Origin of the sequence: Alexandriicola marinus (genome assembly GCF_004000435.1) — a bacterium.
Taxonomy (GTDB): Bacteria; Pseudomonadota; Alphaproteobacteria; order Rhodobacterales; family Rhodobacteraceae; genus Alexandriicola; species Alexandriicola marinus.
Genome location: NZ_RBVZ01000010.1, coordinates 1 through 15,982, shown reverse-complemented (window position 1 = coordinate 15,982; position 15,982 = coordinate 1). Strand labels below are relative to the sequence as shown.

Here is a 15,982-nt window from a genome sequence, read left to right as displayed (position 1 = left end):
CGCGGGTCAGTCCACAACTGCCCCGGCGCGTTCGACCTCGACCAGTGCAGTATGCGCGCTACAGCCCTGACCCAGACGCGATGTGCCCACGTCCTGTGTTAGGACATTGGGATTGCCGTGCGGGTCCACATTGGCGCCGGGATCACCGAACCACGCCCCGGTCGGCAGCGCGACGACACCCGGGCGCACCGCATCGGTCACAAGGGCCCGCGCGCGGGCGGCGCCCCGCCGGTTGAAGACCCGGACGATATCGCCCGACTTGACGCCCCGGCCCTGCGCATCATCGGGGTGTATCAACACCGTCTCGGGCCGCGCGCCCTCGACATCGGCCAGCGCGCTTTCCAACTGGCTATGCAGCTTGTCCCCCGGCTGTGGGGAAACCAGATGCAGCGGCGCCTCCGGGGTCGCCGCACCCAGCCATTCCGACGGAGGGAGCCAGACCGGATGGCCCGGGCAATCGTCATAGCCGAACCCGTCGATGGTGTCGGAAAAGATCTCGATCCGACCAGAGGGTGTTCCCAGCGGGAACGCGACCGGGTCCTCGCGGAACGGCGCAAAGAAGGTGCGGTTCGGCCCCTCGGCGCGGATCGGCAGGCGCACCCAGTTGCGGTCTTTCAAGGTGTCCAGTTCCGGAACCTCGACCCCCTCACGGGCGGCAAGATCGCGGTATTCTGCATATAGCTCCGTGATCCACTCTGTCGCGCTGCGCCCGCCGGCATAAGCCTCCCCCACCCCAAGCCTCTGGGCCAGCCCCGCGAAAATGTCGTAATCGTCGCGCGCCTCGCCCACAGGCGCGATCAGGCGCGGCATGTGAAAGAGGTAATCGTCGAGGTTGGTCCGGCCGATATCCTCGCGCTCATACGGTGTGGTCGCGGGAAAGACGATGTCTGCCCGCTTGGCCGTGGCCGTCCACCACGGTTCGTTGACGATGATCGTTTCGGGTGTCTTCCACGCCTCGTGCAGCGCATTCAGATCCTGATGATGGTGATAGGGATTGCCCCCCGCCCAGTAGATGAGCCGGATATCGGGATAGCGGCGCGTCTGTCCGTTGAATGCGTAGGGCGCACCGGGATTGCGCAGCATATCGGCGATCCGGGCCACCGGGATCACTGCCCCGACCGGGTTGTCCAGCTGCGGAAAGGTCATTCCGCGCAGACCGATCAGGGACTTGCCGATCCCGCCGATCGCGCCGTAGCCATAGCCCACGCCGCCGCCCGGCAGGCCGATCTGCCCCAGCATCGCCGCCAGAACCGCCGACATCCAATAGGGCTGTTCGCCATGTTCACCCCGCTGAAGCGACCATGCCACGGTGATCAGCGTCCGTGTCGTGGCCATCCGCCGCGCGAGCGCGCGGATCGTTCCGGCATCGACGCCGCAGAGCGGCGCGGCCCATTCCGGGGTCTTGGGCGTACCATCCGGCGCGCCCATCAAATAGGGGCGGAACCTGTCGTAGCCCACCGTGTGGCTGTCGAGAAAGGACCGGTCGACAAGGCCCTCGGTCTCGAGAACATGGGCCAGCGCCAGCATCAGCGCGGTATCGGCGCCCGGCACAACGGCGATCCACTCGGACCGCGCATCCGCGTCGCCCCGCTGCGGCGCGATGTTGATGCAGCGCATCCCTTTTTCGGCAAACCGGTCGAACCACGTCGCGGTCTGATGTTCGGTGATACCGCCCATGCTGACCTGCGAATTCTTGGGATTGATGCCACCGAACATGACCAGCGTTTCGGTGTGGTCATGGATGGTCTGCCAGCTGTCCTGATGCTCGTAAAGCAGCTTGAGGAAATCGACGCCGAAAACATGCGGCATGATCGATTGGGCGCAGCCCGTCGAATAACTGCCGAACGAGGCGACATAGCCGCCGATGCAGTTCAGGAACCTGTGAACCTGGCTTTGCGCATGGTGGAAACGCCCCGCCGACGACCAGCCATAGGACCCGCCGAAGATCGCCTCGTTTCCATGGGCTCTGACGATCCGGCCGATCTCCTCGCCCGCGATATCGAGCGCCTCGTCCCACGGCAGCGCCACGAATTCGTCGCTGCCCCGGCCCGACCTGTCACGCCGCGCCAGCCAGCCGCGCCGGATCGAGGGCCGCGCGACGCGCGACTTGTGGTGAACGGCGGCGGGCAGGATCGCCGGGATCGCGGGCGGATTGGGATCGGCCGCAAAGGGCCGGGTCGCCACGATGCGTTCCCCCTGCACGTCGACCTCGAACGCTCCCCAATGGCTTGTGGTGACCTTGGTCACGGTATCTGGTCCGTCTGCCATGAGCTCCCCCTGAACGGTCGCAGGCCCCCAGCCTAGCGCGGAGCGTCATCCCCGGAAAGACCGGACCTTGCCGGCTCAGAGCCCCAGCCGCATGGCGCGGGCAATGGCATCGGCATGAGGGTCGGCCCGCCGGACAAGTACGGCGCCGCCGTTCACAGACCCGATGGTCTGATCTGATAGTGGCAGGCCGAGCCTCAGGGCGGACGGGTCTTCGGCCAGGATGCCCCCCTCGGCCCTGCACGGACCCCAGACCGATGCCCCGGCCCAGCCGGGCGCGTCGAGGGCCGATGGCAGAGCGCTGGCCGGGCAAAGGGCGATGTCCGCGCTGGGCCGGGCGGCAATCGGCCCCAGCCATCCGCTGTCGTCCGTGCCGGCTGCGATGCCGATCCCGCGCAGGAAGGCCGGTTCGGCAAGCCGGATATCGGCGGGCAGCCGATCCGCGGGGCCGTCGGCGATCCAGCGCCATTGCCCACGGCCTCCCAGAGCCACCCCACCGGGAACAAGGCGCACGACCCCGCGCAGCCGCCGGATCATTCCGGCGCGGGCCTGATCAAGCCGCAGGGGCACCGGCGCATCGGGTTCAAGGCCCGGCAGATGCATCATCGGGGCGTGGGCGATGTCGATCCACGCGGCAGCGAACCCCTGACGCACAAGCATCTGGCGCAGGCTTTCGGTCAGCGGAAAATAGCCGTCGATCGTGTCTTCGAAGAAGCGGCCCTCGACGGGCAGGATCGGGCCAGCCATCTCGGCTCCTAGAACAGGTTGAAATATTCGGCCTGTTCCCATTCCGAAACGGTCGAGAGATAGCGATCCCATTCCGCCCGCTTGATATGGGCGAGATAGCGGACGACATCCGGACCAAGCCGCCGGGCGAAAAGCTCTGATCCCTCGAAGGCCTCGATCGCCTCGATCATCGTGGACGGAAGGGCCGTCGCGGCCTCGTCATAGGGCGTCTCGGTCGCGGGCGGGGGCATGGCGCCCCGCTCGATCCCGTCGAGCCCCGAGATGATCTGCGCCGCGAAGGCGAGATAGGGGTTGGCAGTCGGGTCGGCTGCGCGGTTTTCGAGCCGGCTGGCCCTGTCCCCGGGATACATCAGCGCCCGGATCATCGCGCCGCGATTGTCCCGGCCCCACTGCACCCGGTTCGGGGCAAGCTGGAACGGGGCGAAGCGTTTGTAACTGTTGATCGTGGGCGAGGTCAGAAGGCAGGCCGCGCCCGCATGATCGAGAAGCCCCGCGATCCAGCCTGCGGCCTCTCGCGTTAATTCGCCCGGCTCCGCCGGCATGAACGCGTTTTCACCGTCTTCCGCGCGAATCAGAGACTGGTGGATATGCCAGCCATTGGCCGCCGCGTTCGGCAGCCGCGGCTTGGCCATGAAACTGGCATGAAGCCCGCGCGCCTGACACACCTCCTTGACCATCGTGCGGAACAGGACGGCACGATCCGCCTGTCCCACGGGATCGGACGGCGCAAAGGTGAATTCGAACTGGCTTGGCCCCATCTCGATTTCCATGCTGCGCGGCGCAAGGCCCATGGCCTCGGCCATCCGCCGGATCGTATCGAGAATGCCCTCGGCCTCGCCGTAGCGGGTTTCGGTCAGGTATTGCCAGCCCTGCGTCAGGTTCCGCGTGACGACAGGCGCGGGCGGGATGGTGGCCTGCCCATGATCCAGCGCGGGGTCCAGCCGTTCGAAGACCTGAAACTCGACCTCCAGCCCCATGACAGCGGCATATCCTGCGCCGGCGAGATCATCGACGGCGCGATGAAGGATCGTGCGGGACGAGACCGGAACCGGCACGTCCGCCCGGTCGGCCACGTCGCACAGGATCATCATGGAATGCGGTGACCACGGAACCGGAACGATCGTCTGGGGATCGGGCACCATCAGCACGTCGCTGGCCCCGGCGAACGGCAAGGACCCGGTCGAAGCCGCGCCGTTCCAGACCGGAAAGACCGTCTTGTGGGAGGTATCCTTCAGAAGAAGCGTCGACGGCATCCCGATGCCCGACACGAAGGCCGAGACGAGTGCATCCGCCACGATCGTCTTGCCACGAAGAATGCCGTGCTGATCGGCAAAGCACAGGCGCAGCGTCTCGATCCCGTCGGCCTCGACCCGTTCGACGACCTCTGCCGCCCGGTCGATGGCCGCCGCGTCCAGACGCCCAGCCGTTGCAAGCGGACCTGCCGCGATCCTGTCCCGGATGGATGTGCCCATGAATCAGACCGATGCGTCCCAGGGACAGGCCGCGCGCCGCGCCATGTCGGCCTGCCAGCTTGCGTCCTGCCAATTGTCGCTGTCGGCGATGGCGTCGTTCGACAATGGGCCGACCATGCGGCCCACCTCCGCCCCACCCAGCATCGGCAGCGTCGCCTCGTCGCCTTCCTCAAGCGCGGTGATGGCGCGCCGCAGCATCCGGCGAAAGCGGATGATGGCCACGTCGCTTCGGCCCAGATGTTCCTGCGTCCGGTCCTGAATGCGGCCCATGCCCTCGACCGCCCACTGGTCGTGCACGTTGATGTCGAGACCCATGCCCGTATAGGTCAGCGTCGCCTGTTCGTCGGGGTTGTAGTGATAATCGTTCGCGCGGTTCTTCAGCGGCGCGTAATCGGGCAAGCGATGTTCCTTCAGCCGCTGATCGCGCATCAGCGCCTTGTCGACGGGCCGGTCAAAGCTGGTGAAGATCGTGTACCAATAGCAGGTCTCGTCATCGATGGGCACATGCCATTGGGTGATCGTCATCTCGCGCGACATGGGGATGCAGATCGCCTCGGGGAAGATCTGGTTGGTCACACGCACATGGGTCAGCGCGCCCTCCATATGACGCAGGGCCGTGATCTTGAGACCGAAATCCGTCTCGTCCACCCGGATTTCCGGGCGCGGATATTCCCGCAGAACCTGCGTCATCGGCATGTTGGTCTGGGCCGCCTTGTCGCGAAACTGCCTGCCATAGCCCGCCTCGGGATCCTCATCCTCAAGGAAGCGATGCAGAAACGACGCATGCGCCGGATCGATCCCGATCTCGAGCGCCTGAAGCCAGTTGCATTCCCACAGGCCCTTGAACGCGAAGACATGGCTGTCGGGCGCGCGGAAACAGTCGAAGGACGGAAAATCAGGCGGATCGCCCGGGCCCATATAAGCAAAGACAACGCCGGCACACAGCGTTGCGGGATAGGTCGGGCCATCGGCATCGATCGCCACGGTTTCGGGGAAATGGGCGGGCGGTTCGCCCGGCCCCGATTGCCGCGTGACAAGGCGCAATGCGCCGTCGTCGGCCCGGACAAGCGCCAGCCGTTCGCCCATCAGGTTCACCGGCAGGGGAAGGCCCGTCTCCACCTCGTCCGCGAGGGCGGCAGGTTGCCAGTAGCGGCGCAGAACTGCGCCCGCCGGTGTGCCCGGCCCGATCCGCGTGATCCGGTCATTGAGCTGCTGACTGATCATTCCGTCGTCCTTTCCTAGGTTCCGGCATGGGCATAGATCACCCCGTCCACCTCGCGCACCGGCACCATCGGCACCTTGATCGCCTTGTACATCTGCGACCCCTCCGGTTCGGCAGGCTGTTCGACACATTGGCCCGTCCGGTCGAAATGCCAGCCGTGAAACGGACAACGCAGACCATTGTCCTCGAGCCTGCCATAGCACAGATCCGCGCCGCGGTGCGGACAGTTGCGACCGATCAGGCCAAGCCCCCCCTCTTCGTCACGAAAGAGCACCATGCGCCGTTCTCCAAGGGTGACCGGCAGGACAGGCCGCTTTGCCGGCAGATCCCGGCTTCGCGCAATTTCGAGCCAGCCCGGCCCGGGCCCAGTGGTGGCGGTTCTGTCTGACATTGAAACCTTCGGATATTGTGCGATAATCGCACATCTTGTCGATATATGAACACTAATGAGTCCGGGGAGGCTGTCAACATGGCCAGTGCCGATGGCGCATCGACCTTCGCCAAGGGGCTGCGGGTTCTGGCCTGTTTCGGGGCCGGCAGTCGCGGGCTGACGATGGCCGACATCGCGCGGCAGACAGGGTTCGACCGGGCCAGCGCCCGACGTCTGTGCCTGACGCTGATCGAGGAGGGATATCTGCGCAAGGACGGCCGCGTGCTGGAACTGACGCCCAAGATCCTCAGCGTGTCGGCGGGTTACCTGATGGCCCATGAAATCGGTCGGGTCGTGCAGCCGATCCTCAACCTCTTTGCCGAACGGCTGGACGGAGAGATCGCCCTTGCCGTCCGCGACGACGACAGCGCGCTTTATGTCGCGCAATCGGCAACCGCCTCGGCGCGCGTGTCCATCGGCTTCACCGCCGGGAGCCGCCTGCCCCTGTGGCCCACGGCAATCGGGCGGATGCTGCTGGCCCGCAGCCCCGACGACATCGTCGCGAAATTACTTGAGCAGGCGCCTTTGCGCCGCTTCACCGAAACGACAGAGACCGCGCCGGGCGCGTTGCGGCAGGCGATCGAGACGGCGCGACGCGACGGCCATGCCTTCGTCTCGGGCGAATTCGAACGGGGCGCGGCGGGTCTGGCCGTGCCTGTGGGGCGGATCGGTGGCGCATCCGCGGCACTTGGAACGACGGCGTCCGTCAATCGGCTCGCCCCGCGCGAGGCCCGCGATCGCGCGCTCGATATTCTTCGGCAGGCCGCGATCGCGCTGGGGCGGGAACCCGGCCTAGGCTGACGCGATGGCCTTGCCTTCGGCGGCCCAGATCGCACCGCGCCGGATCATCTCGGTCACCTGCGGCACCTTCAGATCGTCCAGCTCGTGCCCGATCGAGCAATAGAAGACGCGCCCCTTGTCCCACCGCCGGGTCCAGGTCACGGGGATAACCGTGCCCTCGATCCACCAGAGGTGATCGCCCGAAAACGTCGTGGTCGCCAGCACGTTGTTCGACGGATCGGTCAGCATGTAATACTGCTCCGACCGGATCCGGAAACTGCGGATGCCCTCGACAAGTGGATGATCCGGCTGGCAGATCGTCACGTCGTAGTCGATGTAATCCTCGGTGGGCTGGAGGTTGTCGGGCCAGCCGGGCGGATGGGCCACGAACTGCCCTCCGATCAGGAAATGATAGGTCGGCCGGTCGCGGAACGCATCGCCCATGTGGCCATGCCAGCCCGCCAAACCGCAGCCCGCGCCGATCAGCTTGAGCAGCCCGTCTTCCTGCGGTTTCGTCATGTTGCCGAATTCGTCGCGATGGCCCGACCGGGCCGAGGACCAGATCGGCGTGATCAGGTCCACATCGGCCAGATCGTCTGGCCGCTCCAGCGGTTCGAGCGTGTCATAGACATCGACCTCGAAGCCGTTTTCCTCGAGCAGGGCCTTGTACCAATCGGCGAAATGGGTGGGTGTGTGCCCTTCCCAGCCCCCGACAAACAGCGCGGCCTTCATGGCGCGTCCTTTCCTTGATCGGCTACTCTCGCCCGTCAGGCGACCTTGTCACCGGTGATGCCCGAGATCGCCTGGATCAGGCTGTCCTCGGTCACCTCCTCGGACGTGAATTCCCGCATGACACGGCCGGAGAACATGGCGACGATCCGGTCCGAGACGTGCAGCACCTCGGGCATTTCCGAGCTGATGACGATCACTGCATAGCCCTGTGCGGCCAAATCGCGGATCAGGTTGTGGATTTCGGATTTCGATCCCACGTCGATGCCGCGGGTCGGTTCATCGACGATCAGAACCTCGGGCCGCATCGACAGCCATTTGCCGATGACGATCTTCTGCTGGTTCCCGCCCGACAGGTTGCCCACGGTCTGGCGCCAGCCGGGGGTGCGGATATCCAGCTTGTCGCGATACTGGTCGAAGATCGCGATCTCGGCCCCGTCACTGACAAAGGGGCCGGCAGTCAGATCATCGACCTGTGGCAGGGTCATGTTGTCCCTGCAATTCATGCCAAGCACGAGCCCCTGCCCCTTGCGATCCTCCGGCACGAGCGAAATGCCGTGCGAAATCGCGTCGATGGGAGAGCTGATGCGCACTTCCTGCCCGTTGAGCAGGATCTGCCCGGCCGACGGATCGCGCAGGCCGAAGATCGTCTCGGCGATTTCGGTCCGTCCCGCGCCGACGAGGCCGTAGAACCCCAGAACCTCGCCGCGTCGGACGTTGAAGTTCACGTCCCGGAACAGGTCACCACAGCTCAACCCCCGCACCTCGAGGGCAATGTCGCCCAGTTCGTGATGACTTGCATTGCGCGACAGATCGAGGCTTCGCCCGATCATCAGCTGCGTGACCTCGTCTTCGTTGGTCTCGGAGGTGTTGAGCGTGCCGCGATACTGGCCGTCCCGCAGGACGCTGATGCGGTCGGTGATCTTGAAGATTTCTTCCATCCGGTGGGAAATATAGATGATCCCCACGCCCTTGGCTTGTAGATCTGCAATCACGTCGAAAAGAACGACCTTCTCCGCATCCGTCAGAGAGGCCGTCGGCTCGTCAAAGATCACGGCGCGGGGATCGACGGTCAGGGCGCGGGCGATCTCGACCATCTGCTGGTTCGCGATGGACAGATCCCCCACGCGGGTCTTGGCGTTGAAGCCCACGTTGAGCGTCTTGAGGATGGCATCGGTCTGGGAATAGAGCTTGGCCCAGTCGACCCGGCCCAGCGATTTCAGCGGCAATTCCCCGAGGAATATGTTCTCGGCCACCGACAATTCGTCGGCAAGGCTGAGTTCCTGGTGGATGAAGACGACGCCCTTGGCCTTGGCCTGCATGGGCGAGGTCATGACGGTGGGCTGTTCCTCGATGAAGATCTGGCCCTCATCCGGGTCGTAGATGCCGCCCAGAACCTTCATCAGGGTGGATTTTCCGGCGCCGTTCTCGCCCATCAGGGCATGAACCTCGCCCGGCATCACGGTGAAGGACACACCATCGAGGGCGCGCACGCCGGGAAAGGTCTTGACGATCCCTTCGAGGCGCAATGCGGGGGTCTGGTCGGTCATATCTTCAACTCCTCCTTGCCCTTGCGGTTCAGCTGCCGGTCAAGGAACAGCACCGCGATCAGGATCAGGCCGATGACAAGATTGACGGTCTCCGTATCCGCGCCGATGTGGCCAAGGCCCTTGCGCAGCAGCTGGATCGCGATCACGCCGCCAAGGGTCGACACGATCGAGCCATAGCCCCCCGTCAGCTTGGTGCCGCCAAGAACCACCGCCGTGATGGCCCACAGTTCATAGAGCATCCCGTCGTTGGGATTGACCGAGCCGCTTTCCGAATAGAAGACCACCGCCGACAAGGCCGCGAGAAACCCGATTATCATGAAGTTGATCAGGAAATGCGGGCCCACGCGGATACCGGCGTTGACTGCCGCCTCGCGGTTGTTGCCGATGGCATAGGCATTCCGGCCATGAACCGTCTTGGTCATCAGGAGCCACAGGATGACCGCCGTTCCCAGAAGGAACCACGTGGCCGTGTGCAGCCCCAGAAATTGCGCCTCGGCGAAATCGACGAGGGTCCAGTTCAGGTGGCTGGTCGGCTGTTCGCCATTGTACATGAAGACAAGGCCACGATAGCCCAGCATCGACCCCAGCGTCACGATGAAGGCGTCGACCCCGGTCTTCCACACGATCAACCCGTTGATCGCGCCGAGGATCACCCCGGTCAGCAAGGCAAAGACCCATGCCAGCGGGATCGCCCAGTCGCCCATCGCGGCCATGAACGGCCATGTCATGCTGTCCAGCAGGACGATCGCGGCAAGCGCGAAGGTCGCGCCGACGCTCAGGTCGATATTGCCGTTGATCATGATGATCGTCATGCCAAGCGCGATGATCCCGATCGGCGCCGACTGCTTGAGAAGCAGCAGCATGTTGTCGAAATCCATGAAGGCCTTGTCCGAGACCGACAGGTATTCGCCCGCCACCGAAAAGAAGATCAACTCGACAACGATGAAGGCCCAGATGCCGCCCTGTTTGAGAAGTGTTTCCCTGTTCATTGCATCGATCCTCAGGCAATCGGCGACCAGATGCGGCCCCGCTTCGCTGCGATATCCAGCCAGACGGCCAGGATGATGATCACCCAGGTCACAACGTACTGGAAGTAGAACTCGAGCCCGACCAGAAGCAGACCGTTCTGGATGAAGCCAAGGATCAGGACCCCGATCACCGTCTTGAAGATCGTCCCCGATCCGCCCAGAAGCGACGCGCCGCCAAGGATGACCGCGGCCAGAACCTCAAGCTCCATGCCCTGCCCGACCGTGTTCTGGCTGCCCATGCTGCGGCTGGCCTGCAACAGCCCCGCCGTCGCCACGCAGAATGCCGAGATCAGGTAGGTCATGAACACGACGCGCGCCCGGGGAATGCCCGAGAATGTCGCGGCCTGCCCGTTGCCGCCCACGGCATAGACCTTTCGTCCGAACGGCGTCCGGGAAAGGACCAGGCTCAGCACCACGGCGAGAAGCGCGAAGATCAGGATCGGAACCGGGATGCCCATGACGCGGCCCTGTCCGAAGACGGAAAACCATGTGCCGGCCTTGTCGGCGATATCCATGTTCTGACCGCCGGAATAGGTGAGCGTGAGCCCGTGGATCGCGGATAACATTCCCAATGTCACGATGAGTGAGTTGAGTTTCAGATACCCCACGAGAAACCCGATGAACGCCCCCAGCGCGAGCGTCATCCCGAACATGGCGGGAATGGCCAGTGCCGGGCCCAGCTTGTCATGCAGGTCCAGCACGACGATCGTCGAGAACGACATCATCGAGCCCACCGAAAGATCGAGGTTCCCGCCGATCACAACGAATGTAACGCCAAGCGCCATGACACCGAGGATCGCCGAGGAGCGGATCACGCCGGATATGTTGTCAATCGCGATAAACCGCTGATTTGCAAGCGCGAATCCAACCATGAAGATCACGAACGCGACAAGGATGCCTTGCCGCGCCAGGAAACTTCCGATGCTCTGTTTCGATAGTTCCGCCATCTTCTCCTCCCAAGGTGCCGATCTTGCGTGTCGTCACACCAATGTCATGCCACCGTCGATCATGACGATCTGTCCGGTCATGTAATCGCTGTCTTCCGACGCAAGGAATGTTGTCGTTCCCGTGATGTCGGCGGGTTTCGCGACGCGACCCTTGAGGATCTCGGACGAGAACTCCTCCATGGCCTGACCCGGACGTTCCGATGCGCCGATGTCCATCAGGTCCTGATCGACCTGCTCCCACATCTCTGTCGCAACCACACCGGGTGCGAACCCCGTGACGGTTATATCATGTTTCGCCAGATCGCGCGCGCCCGACTGGGTCAAGGACACCACAGCCCATTTGCTTGCGCAATAGGGGGCCACGTTGTCAAAGCCCTGTCGGCTGGCGATGCTGGCGGTATTGATGATCTTGCCGCCCGTGCCTTGGGCGATCATCTGGCGCGCGGCCTCCTGCATGCCGATCATGCAGCCCAGCCCGTTGACGCCCATTATGAAATTCCAGTTGTCCTCGGTCACGTCGAGGAAATTCATCGGCTTGTTCACGCCGGCATTGTTGAACTTCACATCCAGCTTGCCGAAGGTCGCGACGGCATGGGCGATCATCGCCCTGACCTGATCGCGATCGGTCACATCGACGGCGCTCGAGGTGACCTTGCCACCTCCGGCGGCGGCGCGCGCCGCGTTGGCCTCGGCCACGCCTGCGACCTTTTCTCCGTTGATGTCAGCGAAGCAGACATCCGCACCTTCGTCGAGTAGCGCTTCGCCAATGGCGCGCCCGATACCCTGTGCTGCACCCGTCACGATACAGGATCGCCCCGAAACCCGAGCCATCGCCTCCCCCGTCGATTATGTTGTTGGAAAAGTCATGCGCGAGGCGGACGAGCCGCCCCGCGCATCACAGGAGGATATCAGAAGACGGGACGAGTGAATTCGTCCATGTTGTCCTGCGTGATCTTCGGCGTGTCGAAGTAGTTCAGGAAGGGAACTTCCTCACCGTTGAGCACGTCGATCGCGGTCTTGAGCGCGGCTTCGGCATCGTCGACCGGGGACTGGTAGATCGAGCCCCAGTAGGTGCCTTCGGCCATCGCGTCGTAGCCCACGGCAAAGTTCGTGGCACCGACGAAGGTGATGCCATCGGCACGGCCGGCGGCGATCGCGGCGTTCATTGCGCCGACACCCATGTTGTCGTCGCCCGAGTAGACACCGTCGATGTCGTCGTACTGAACGAGGAAGGCTTCCATGACCTGCTGCGACTTCTCACGGTTCCAGTCACCCGGCTGCTCGTCGATCTGCTCCACGTTCGGGCAGACTTCGGGCAGACGGTCGTTGAAGCCCTGGGCACGCTCGATGGCGGTCGTGTAGCCCGGCTGGCCCGTGATGTGGACAACCTTGGCCTCGTTCTCGATGCCAAGCTCCTTGAACCGGTCGCACATGATCTCGGCAGAGCGGGCGCCCTGCGTGACGTTGTCAGGGCCGGAGAAGGAGGCCACGAAGTCAAAGCCGGCTTCGGCGATGTTGGAGTTTGTCACGATGACGGGAATGTCTTCCTGATAGGCCTTGCGGACGGCCGGGATCACCGCTTCGCCGTTGGTCGGCCAGATGATGATCGCGTCGACTTCCTGCTGGATCAGGTCTTCCATCTGGGCGATCTGGCGCGCAACGTCACCGCCGGCATCGAGAACCACGACTTCCACCGCGTCGTTGGCTTCGGCGGCGGCGATGAAGGCCTGTTCATAGGTCGTCTGGTAGCTGTCGACGCCCACATTGTTCTGGGTAATGCCGATGGTGTAGGTGGCATGCGCGTCGGCGAAGGCCGAGGTGCCAAGCATCGCCGTCGAGCAGACAAGCGCGATCTTTGTCGAAATCTTCATTTCCGGGTTCCTCCCAAGAGTTCGTTGGCTGATTGCGGCTGTCCTCCCAGCCCGGGACGACCCCGCGCAATCTGTCGCTTATCCAGTGCGATTCTATCCGATTTGACTCATACCATTTTATCCAAAATGAATGTTTTGATATCCATAATAGATATTTTTGACCATACTGACGGATATCAATCTGAGCAAGTTGCAGGAGGACCTCATGGGCGAGTCGCGCTCCCGGACCGACATATCCAAACGCCTCGGAAAAATGCAGCATCACGCAATCAAGAAAATTCATTTCGGACAATCTGTGCCGCCCGGCACAGAAGAGATGTCCGGAATGGCTGCCAGCCCCGAGCTGGAACGCGTGATCCTGTTTCTGCAGGAACTTTATGTCGAGCTTGATACATCAATAGATCCGAACACGCCCAACCCGCATCTGAACATGATCCTGCACCTGCTGCGCAGCCATGCCGAAGGGCGGGTCGTTTCGCCCTCCTCCATGGTGGCCGCGGCCGGCGTTCCCTATGCGACGGCAACCCGCAAGCTGGCCGAAATCCGTGATGCGGGCCTTGTCGAACAGCGGCCGCGCACCCGTACCGGCAAAAGCTATTCCCTGCATCCAAGCCCGGAATTGCTGGACAAGTTCAGCCAGCTGGCCGACCGCGTCGATCGGCTTGGCCGATCCGCATTCGGCAGCGGGGAACGCGCCGACGATGAGGCCGACTATTACTTCGGCGGCTCCTACCAGACGGGGCGCGCCACGATCGCACCGCCCCGCGCCCTGCCCCAGCCACTCAAGGCGCCGGGCGGCCTGCGCATCCTTGTTCATGGCGATCCGACCTTCATGGTCATGGAGGCGCTGAAGCGGCAGTTCGAACAGATCGTCGGCACCGACATCCACCAGCGCGCCTTTTCGATCGACCGCCTGCGCGAAGAAGCGCTGCGAAATGCCGGACGCAGCCGGAGCCGCTATGATCTGATCGCGGTCGACCTGCCCTGGCTTGGCGAATTCGTCGAAAAGGGCGTGATCCAGCCGCTGACCGACGTGATGGATGTCTCCCGCCTCGATCCAAGCGATTTCCACACCGCCGGCTGGCGCGCGGCCCATTGGGGCGGCACGCCCTATGGCGTGCCAAGCCAGACCACGCCCGAACTCATGTTCTATCGCAAGGACTGGTTCGCCGACGAGGGGCTGGAGCCGCCCACCACCACCGACGCCGTGATCGAGGCGGCACGCCATTTCCACGAACCCCGGCACGGCCGCTTTGGCGTTGCGTGGAACGCCGCGCGCGGGACGGCCCTCGGCCACACCTTCATGATGACCTGCGCGGCGTTCGGTCAGCCGATCATCGACATCCCCCGGATTGCCGGGGGATACGATGCCGATCACCTCGATCAGGGCGGCTTCAAGCCGACCCTCGACACCGAACGAACCCGGGCCGCCGCCGATTACCTGATGCAGCTGCTGGAGTTCTCGCCCCCCGACATCCTGTCGATGTCGTGGTATGAGAGAGTCCGGCCCTATGCGGCGGGCAGCGTGGCGATGGCCTATGGCTACACGCTTCTGGCGCCGTATTTCGAACTGGACGAAGGTTGCCCGGCGCATGGCAACACCGGCTACCTGCCGCATCCGCACGGCCCCGCGGGCGCGCCCATCGCACCGGTCGGCGGCTATGTGTTCTGCATCCCCTCGAACCTGGCCGAAGACCGCGTCTCGGATGCGGTCGAGGCGCTGGTCGCCTTTACCTCGCCCGGCGCCCAGAAACTCTATGCCCAGAACGGAAGCCGGACCTCGCCGCGCTATTCCGTGGGCGCCGACCCCGAAGTCCGGCGCTTGTCGCCGATCTTCGAGCTGGTCGATCAGATGTCCTGGCGCGACGAGTTGCAGTTCTGGCCGCGCCCGCCGATCCCCGAGATCTCGGACATCATCCGGATCTGCGGACACGAATTACACGATATGCTGCGCGGGATCGTGACCCCCCGCGAGGCATTGGCCCGGGCGCAGGCCCGTGCCGAAGACCTCATGCGACAAACGGTTACCCAGGGAGGAAAACATGGACCCCAATCGCCTTAAAGGTAAGAATATCCTGATCACCGGTGCTGCCCGCGGCATGGGCGCGGCAAATGCCGAAGCCTTCGCCGCGCAAGGCGCCAATGTCTGTCTCGGCGACCTCGATCTGGACGAGGCGCAGAAAATGGCCGACAAGATCAACGCCGCCGGCAACGGCCGCGCGATCGCGGTCAAGATGGACGTGACCAAGCGGGAAGACAACGCCGCCGCCGTCGCGGCCACCGTCGAAGCCTTCGGCTCGATCAATGTGGGTCTGTTCAACGCGGGCCTCAACAAGCCCCGGTTCTTCATGGATATCGATGAAGACAACTGGGACATGATCATGAACGTCAACACCAAGGCGATGTGGCTGGGCATGCAGGAGACGGCCCGACAGATGATCGCCCAAGGCCCGATGGAAGATCACCCCTACAAGCTGATCAACGTGGGCTCGATCGCCTCGCGCAAGCCGCTGGTCGACGTGACCGTCTATTGCACCTCCAAATATGGCTGCCTTGCGCTGACCGAATGCGGCGCCCTTGGCCTGGCCGAGCACAATATCACCGTCAACGGCTATGCCCCGGGCGTGGTGGTGACCCCGCTTTGGGAACAACTGGACAAGGACCTCGTCGAAATCGGCTTCAAGGAGCGTGAAGGACAGGCCTACGACGACATCGTTGCGAACAACCTCGTGATCAAGCGGGTGTCCTATCCCAACGACATCGTCGGCACCGCTTCGTTCCTCGCGTCCGACGACAGCGATTACATGACCGGCCAGATGATCTCCATCGACGGTGGCTGGGTCACCAAGTAAGCAGTCGAACAACCGAAGTCTCAAACAAGCCGGGTGCGCCGAGACGCACCCGAAAGGAGCCTATATGTCACGCGCTTTGATGCCAAATT

The 15,982-nt window shown here is 63.7% G+C and carries 14 protein-coding genes; 3 read left to right on the top strand and 11 right to left on the bottom strand.

Annotated features, from left to right (window positions below; genetic code table 11):
- Positions 1-6 precede the first annotated feature (6 nt).
- The 5 genes from EP376_RS18685 to EP376_RS18665 form a co-directional block, all read right to left on the bottom strand.
- Positions 7-2,268, bottom strand: coding sequence for a molybdopterin-dependent oxidoreductase (locus EP376_RS18685; protein ID WP_127657152.1), 2,262 nt, complete (start codon positions 2,266-2,268; stop codon positions 7-9).
- A 75-nt stretch (positions 2,269-2,343) separates the two neighbouring features.
- The gene (locus tag EP376_RS18680) at positions 2,344-3,012 is read right to left on the bottom strand and encodes a hypothetical protein (RefSeq protein WP_127657151.1); all 669 of its coding nucleotides are present in this window, start codon (positions 3,010-3,012) and stop codon (positions 2,344-2,346) included.
- An 8-nt stretch (positions 3,013-3,020) separates the two neighbouring features.
- Positions 3,021-4,484, bottom strand: coding sequence for a glutamine synthetase family protein (locus EP376_RS18675; protein WP_127657150.1), 1,464 nt, complete (start codon positions 4,482-4,484; stop codon positions 3,021-3,023).
- A gap of 3 nt (positions 4,485-4,487) precedes the next feature.
- Positions 4,488-5,708 (bottom strand): aromatic ring-hydroxylating oxygenase subunit alpha, encoded by a 1,221-nt coding sequence (locus tag EP376_RS18670; protein ID WP_127657149.1) that lies wholly within the window; start codon positions 5,706-5,708, stop codon positions 4,488-4,490.
- A 14-nt stretch (positions 5,709-5,722) separates the two neighbouring features.
- The gene (locus tag EP376_RS18665) at positions 5,723-6,097 is read right to left on the bottom strand and encodes a Rieske 2Fe-2S domain-containing protein (RefSeq protein ID WP_127657148.1); all 375 of its coding nucleotides are present in this window, start codon (positions 6,095-6,097) and stop codon (positions 5,723-5,725) included.
- A 78-nt stretch (positions 6,098-6,175) separates the two neighbouring features.
- Here EP376_RS18665 and EP376_RS18660 point away from each other — a divergent pair, with 78 nt between their 5' ends.
- Complete coding sequence (locus EP376_RS18660; RefSeq protein ID WP_164744992.1) at positions 6,176-6,937, top strand: IclR family transcriptional regulator domain-containing protein; 762 nt, start codon at positions 6,176-6,178, stop codon at positions 6,935-6,937.
- Here EP376_RS18660 and EP376_RS18655 read toward each other — a convergent pair.
- The 6 genes from EP376_RS18655 to EP376_RS18630 all read right to left on the bottom strand — a co-directional run bounded on the left by EP376_RS18655 (position 6,929) and on the right by EP376_RS18630 (position 13,041).
- Positions 6,929-7,648 (bottom strand): ThuA domain-containing protein, encoded by a 720-nt coding sequence (locus EP376_RS18655; RefSeq protein WP_127657146.1) that lies wholly within the window; start codon positions 7,646-7,648, stop codon positions 6,929-6,931. The genes EP376_RS18660 and EP376_RS18655 overlap by 9 nt on opposite strands.
- Before the next feature lie 35 nt (positions 7,649-7,683).
- Positions 7,684-9,195 (bottom strand): sugar ABC transporter ATP-binding protein, encoded by a 1,512-nt coding sequence (locus EP376_RS18650; RefSeq protein ID WP_127657145.1) that lies wholly within the window; start codon positions 9,193-9,195, stop codon positions 7,684-7,686.
- Positions 9,192-10,184: an ABC transporter permease gene (locus tag EP376_RS18645; protein ID WP_127657144.1), complete on the bottom strand. Its 993-nt coding sequence runs from the start codon at positions 10,182-10,184 to the stop codon at positions 9,192-9,194. Before EP376_RS18645 ends, EP376_RS18650 begins: the two co-directional genes overlap by 4 nt.
- An 11-nt stretch (positions 10,185-10,195) precedes the next feature.
- Positions 10,196-11,170 carry an ABC transporter permease gene (locus tag EP376_RS18640; RefSeq protein ID WP_127657143.1) on the bottom strand — a complete coding sequence of 325 codons (975 nt, stop codon included), beginning with the start codon at positions 11,168-11,170 and terminating at the stop codon, positions 10,196-10,198.
- Between the two features lie 33 nt (positions 11,171-11,203).
- Positions 11,204-12,001 carry an SDR family oxidoreductase gene (locus EP376_RS18635; RefSeq protein ID WP_127657142.1) on the bottom strand — a complete coding sequence of 266 codons (798 nt, stop codon included), beginning with the start codon at positions 11,999-12,001 and terminating at the stop codon, positions 11,204-11,206.
- Positions 12,002-12,078: 77 nt separating this feature from the next.
- On the bottom strand, positions 12,079-13,041 hold the full coding sequence (locus tag EP376_RS18630) for a sugar ABC transporter substrate-binding protein (RefSeq protein WP_127657141.1): 963 nt from the start codon (positions 13,039-13,041) through the stop codon (positions 12,079-12,081).
- Positions 13,042-13,357: 316 nt separating this feature from the next.
- On the opposite strand from EP376_RS18630, the gene EP376_RS18625 reads away from it, so the two are divergent.
- Together EP376_RS18625 and EP376_RS18620 are read left to right on the top strand one after the other, a co-directional pair.
- Entirely contained in the window at positions 13,358-15,103 is a 1,746-nt protein-coding gene (locus tag EP376_RS18625; RefSeq protein WP_238928797.1) for an extracellular solute-binding protein, read from the top strand.
- Positions 15,084-15,893, top strand: coding sequence for an SDR family oxidoreductase (locus EP376_RS18620; RefSeq protein WP_127657140.1), 810 nt, complete (start codon positions 15,084-15,086; stop codon positions 15,891-15,893). Before EP376_RS18625 ends, EP376_RS18620 begins: the two co-directional genes overlap by 20 nt.
- Positions 15,894-15,982: the final 89 nt, after the last annotated feature.

Coding starts and splice junctions, on each gene's coding strand:
- EP376_RS18685 (WP_127657152.1), bottom strand. CDS start 2,268: ATGGCAGACGGACCAGATACCGTGACCAAGGTCACCACAAGCCATTGG.
- EP376_RS18680 (WP_127657151.1), bottom strand. CDS start 3,012: ATGGCTGGCCCGATCCTGCCCGTCGAGGGCCGCTTCTTCGAAGACACG.
- EP376_RS18675 (WP_127657150.1), bottom strand. CDS start 4,484: ATGGGCACATCCATCCGGGACAGGATCGCGGCAGGTCCGCTTGCAACG.
- EP376_RS18670 (WP_127657149.1), bottom strand. CDS start 5,708: ATGATCAGTCAGCAGCTCAATGACCGGATCACGCGGATCGGGCCGGGC.
- EP376_RS18665 (WP_127657148.1), bottom strand. CDS start 6,097: ATGTCAGACAGAACCGCCACCACTGGGCCCGGGCCGGGCTGGCTCGAA.
- EP376_RS18660 (WP_164744992.1), top strand. CDS start 6,176: ATGGCCAGTGCCGATGGCGCATCGACCTTCGCCAAGGGGCTGCGGGTT.
- EP376_RS18655 (WP_127657146.1), bottom strand. CDS start 7,648: ATGAAGGCCGCGCTGTTTGTCGGGGGCTGGGAAGGGCACACACCCACC.
- EP376_RS18650 (WP_127657145.1), bottom strand. CDS start 9,195: ATGACCGACCAGACCCCCGCATTGCGCCTCGAAGGGATCGTCAAGACC.
- EP376_RS18645 (WP_127657144.1), bottom strand. CDS start 10,184: ATGAACAGGGAAACACTTCTCAAACAGGGCGGCATCTGGGCCTTCATC.
- EP376_RS18640 (WP_127657143.1), bottom strand. CDS start 11,170: ATGGCGGAACTATCGAAACAGAGCATCGGAAGTTTCCTGGCGCGGCAA.
- EP376_RS18635 (WP_127657142.1), bottom strand. CDS start 12,001: ATGGCTCGGGTTTCGGGGCGATCCTGTATCGTGACGGGTGCAGCACAG.
- EP376_RS18630 (WP_127657141.1), bottom strand. CDS start 13,041: ATGAAGATTTCGACAAAGATCGCGCTTGTCTGCTCGACGGCGATGCTT.
- EP376_RS18625 (WP_238928797.1), top strand. CDS start 13,358: ATGTCCGGAATGGCTGCCAGCCCCGAGCTGGAACGCGTGATCCTGTTT.
- EP376_RS18620 (WP_127657140.1), top strand. CDS start 15,084: ATGGACCCCAATCGCCTTAAAGGTAAGAATATCCTGATCACCGGTGCT.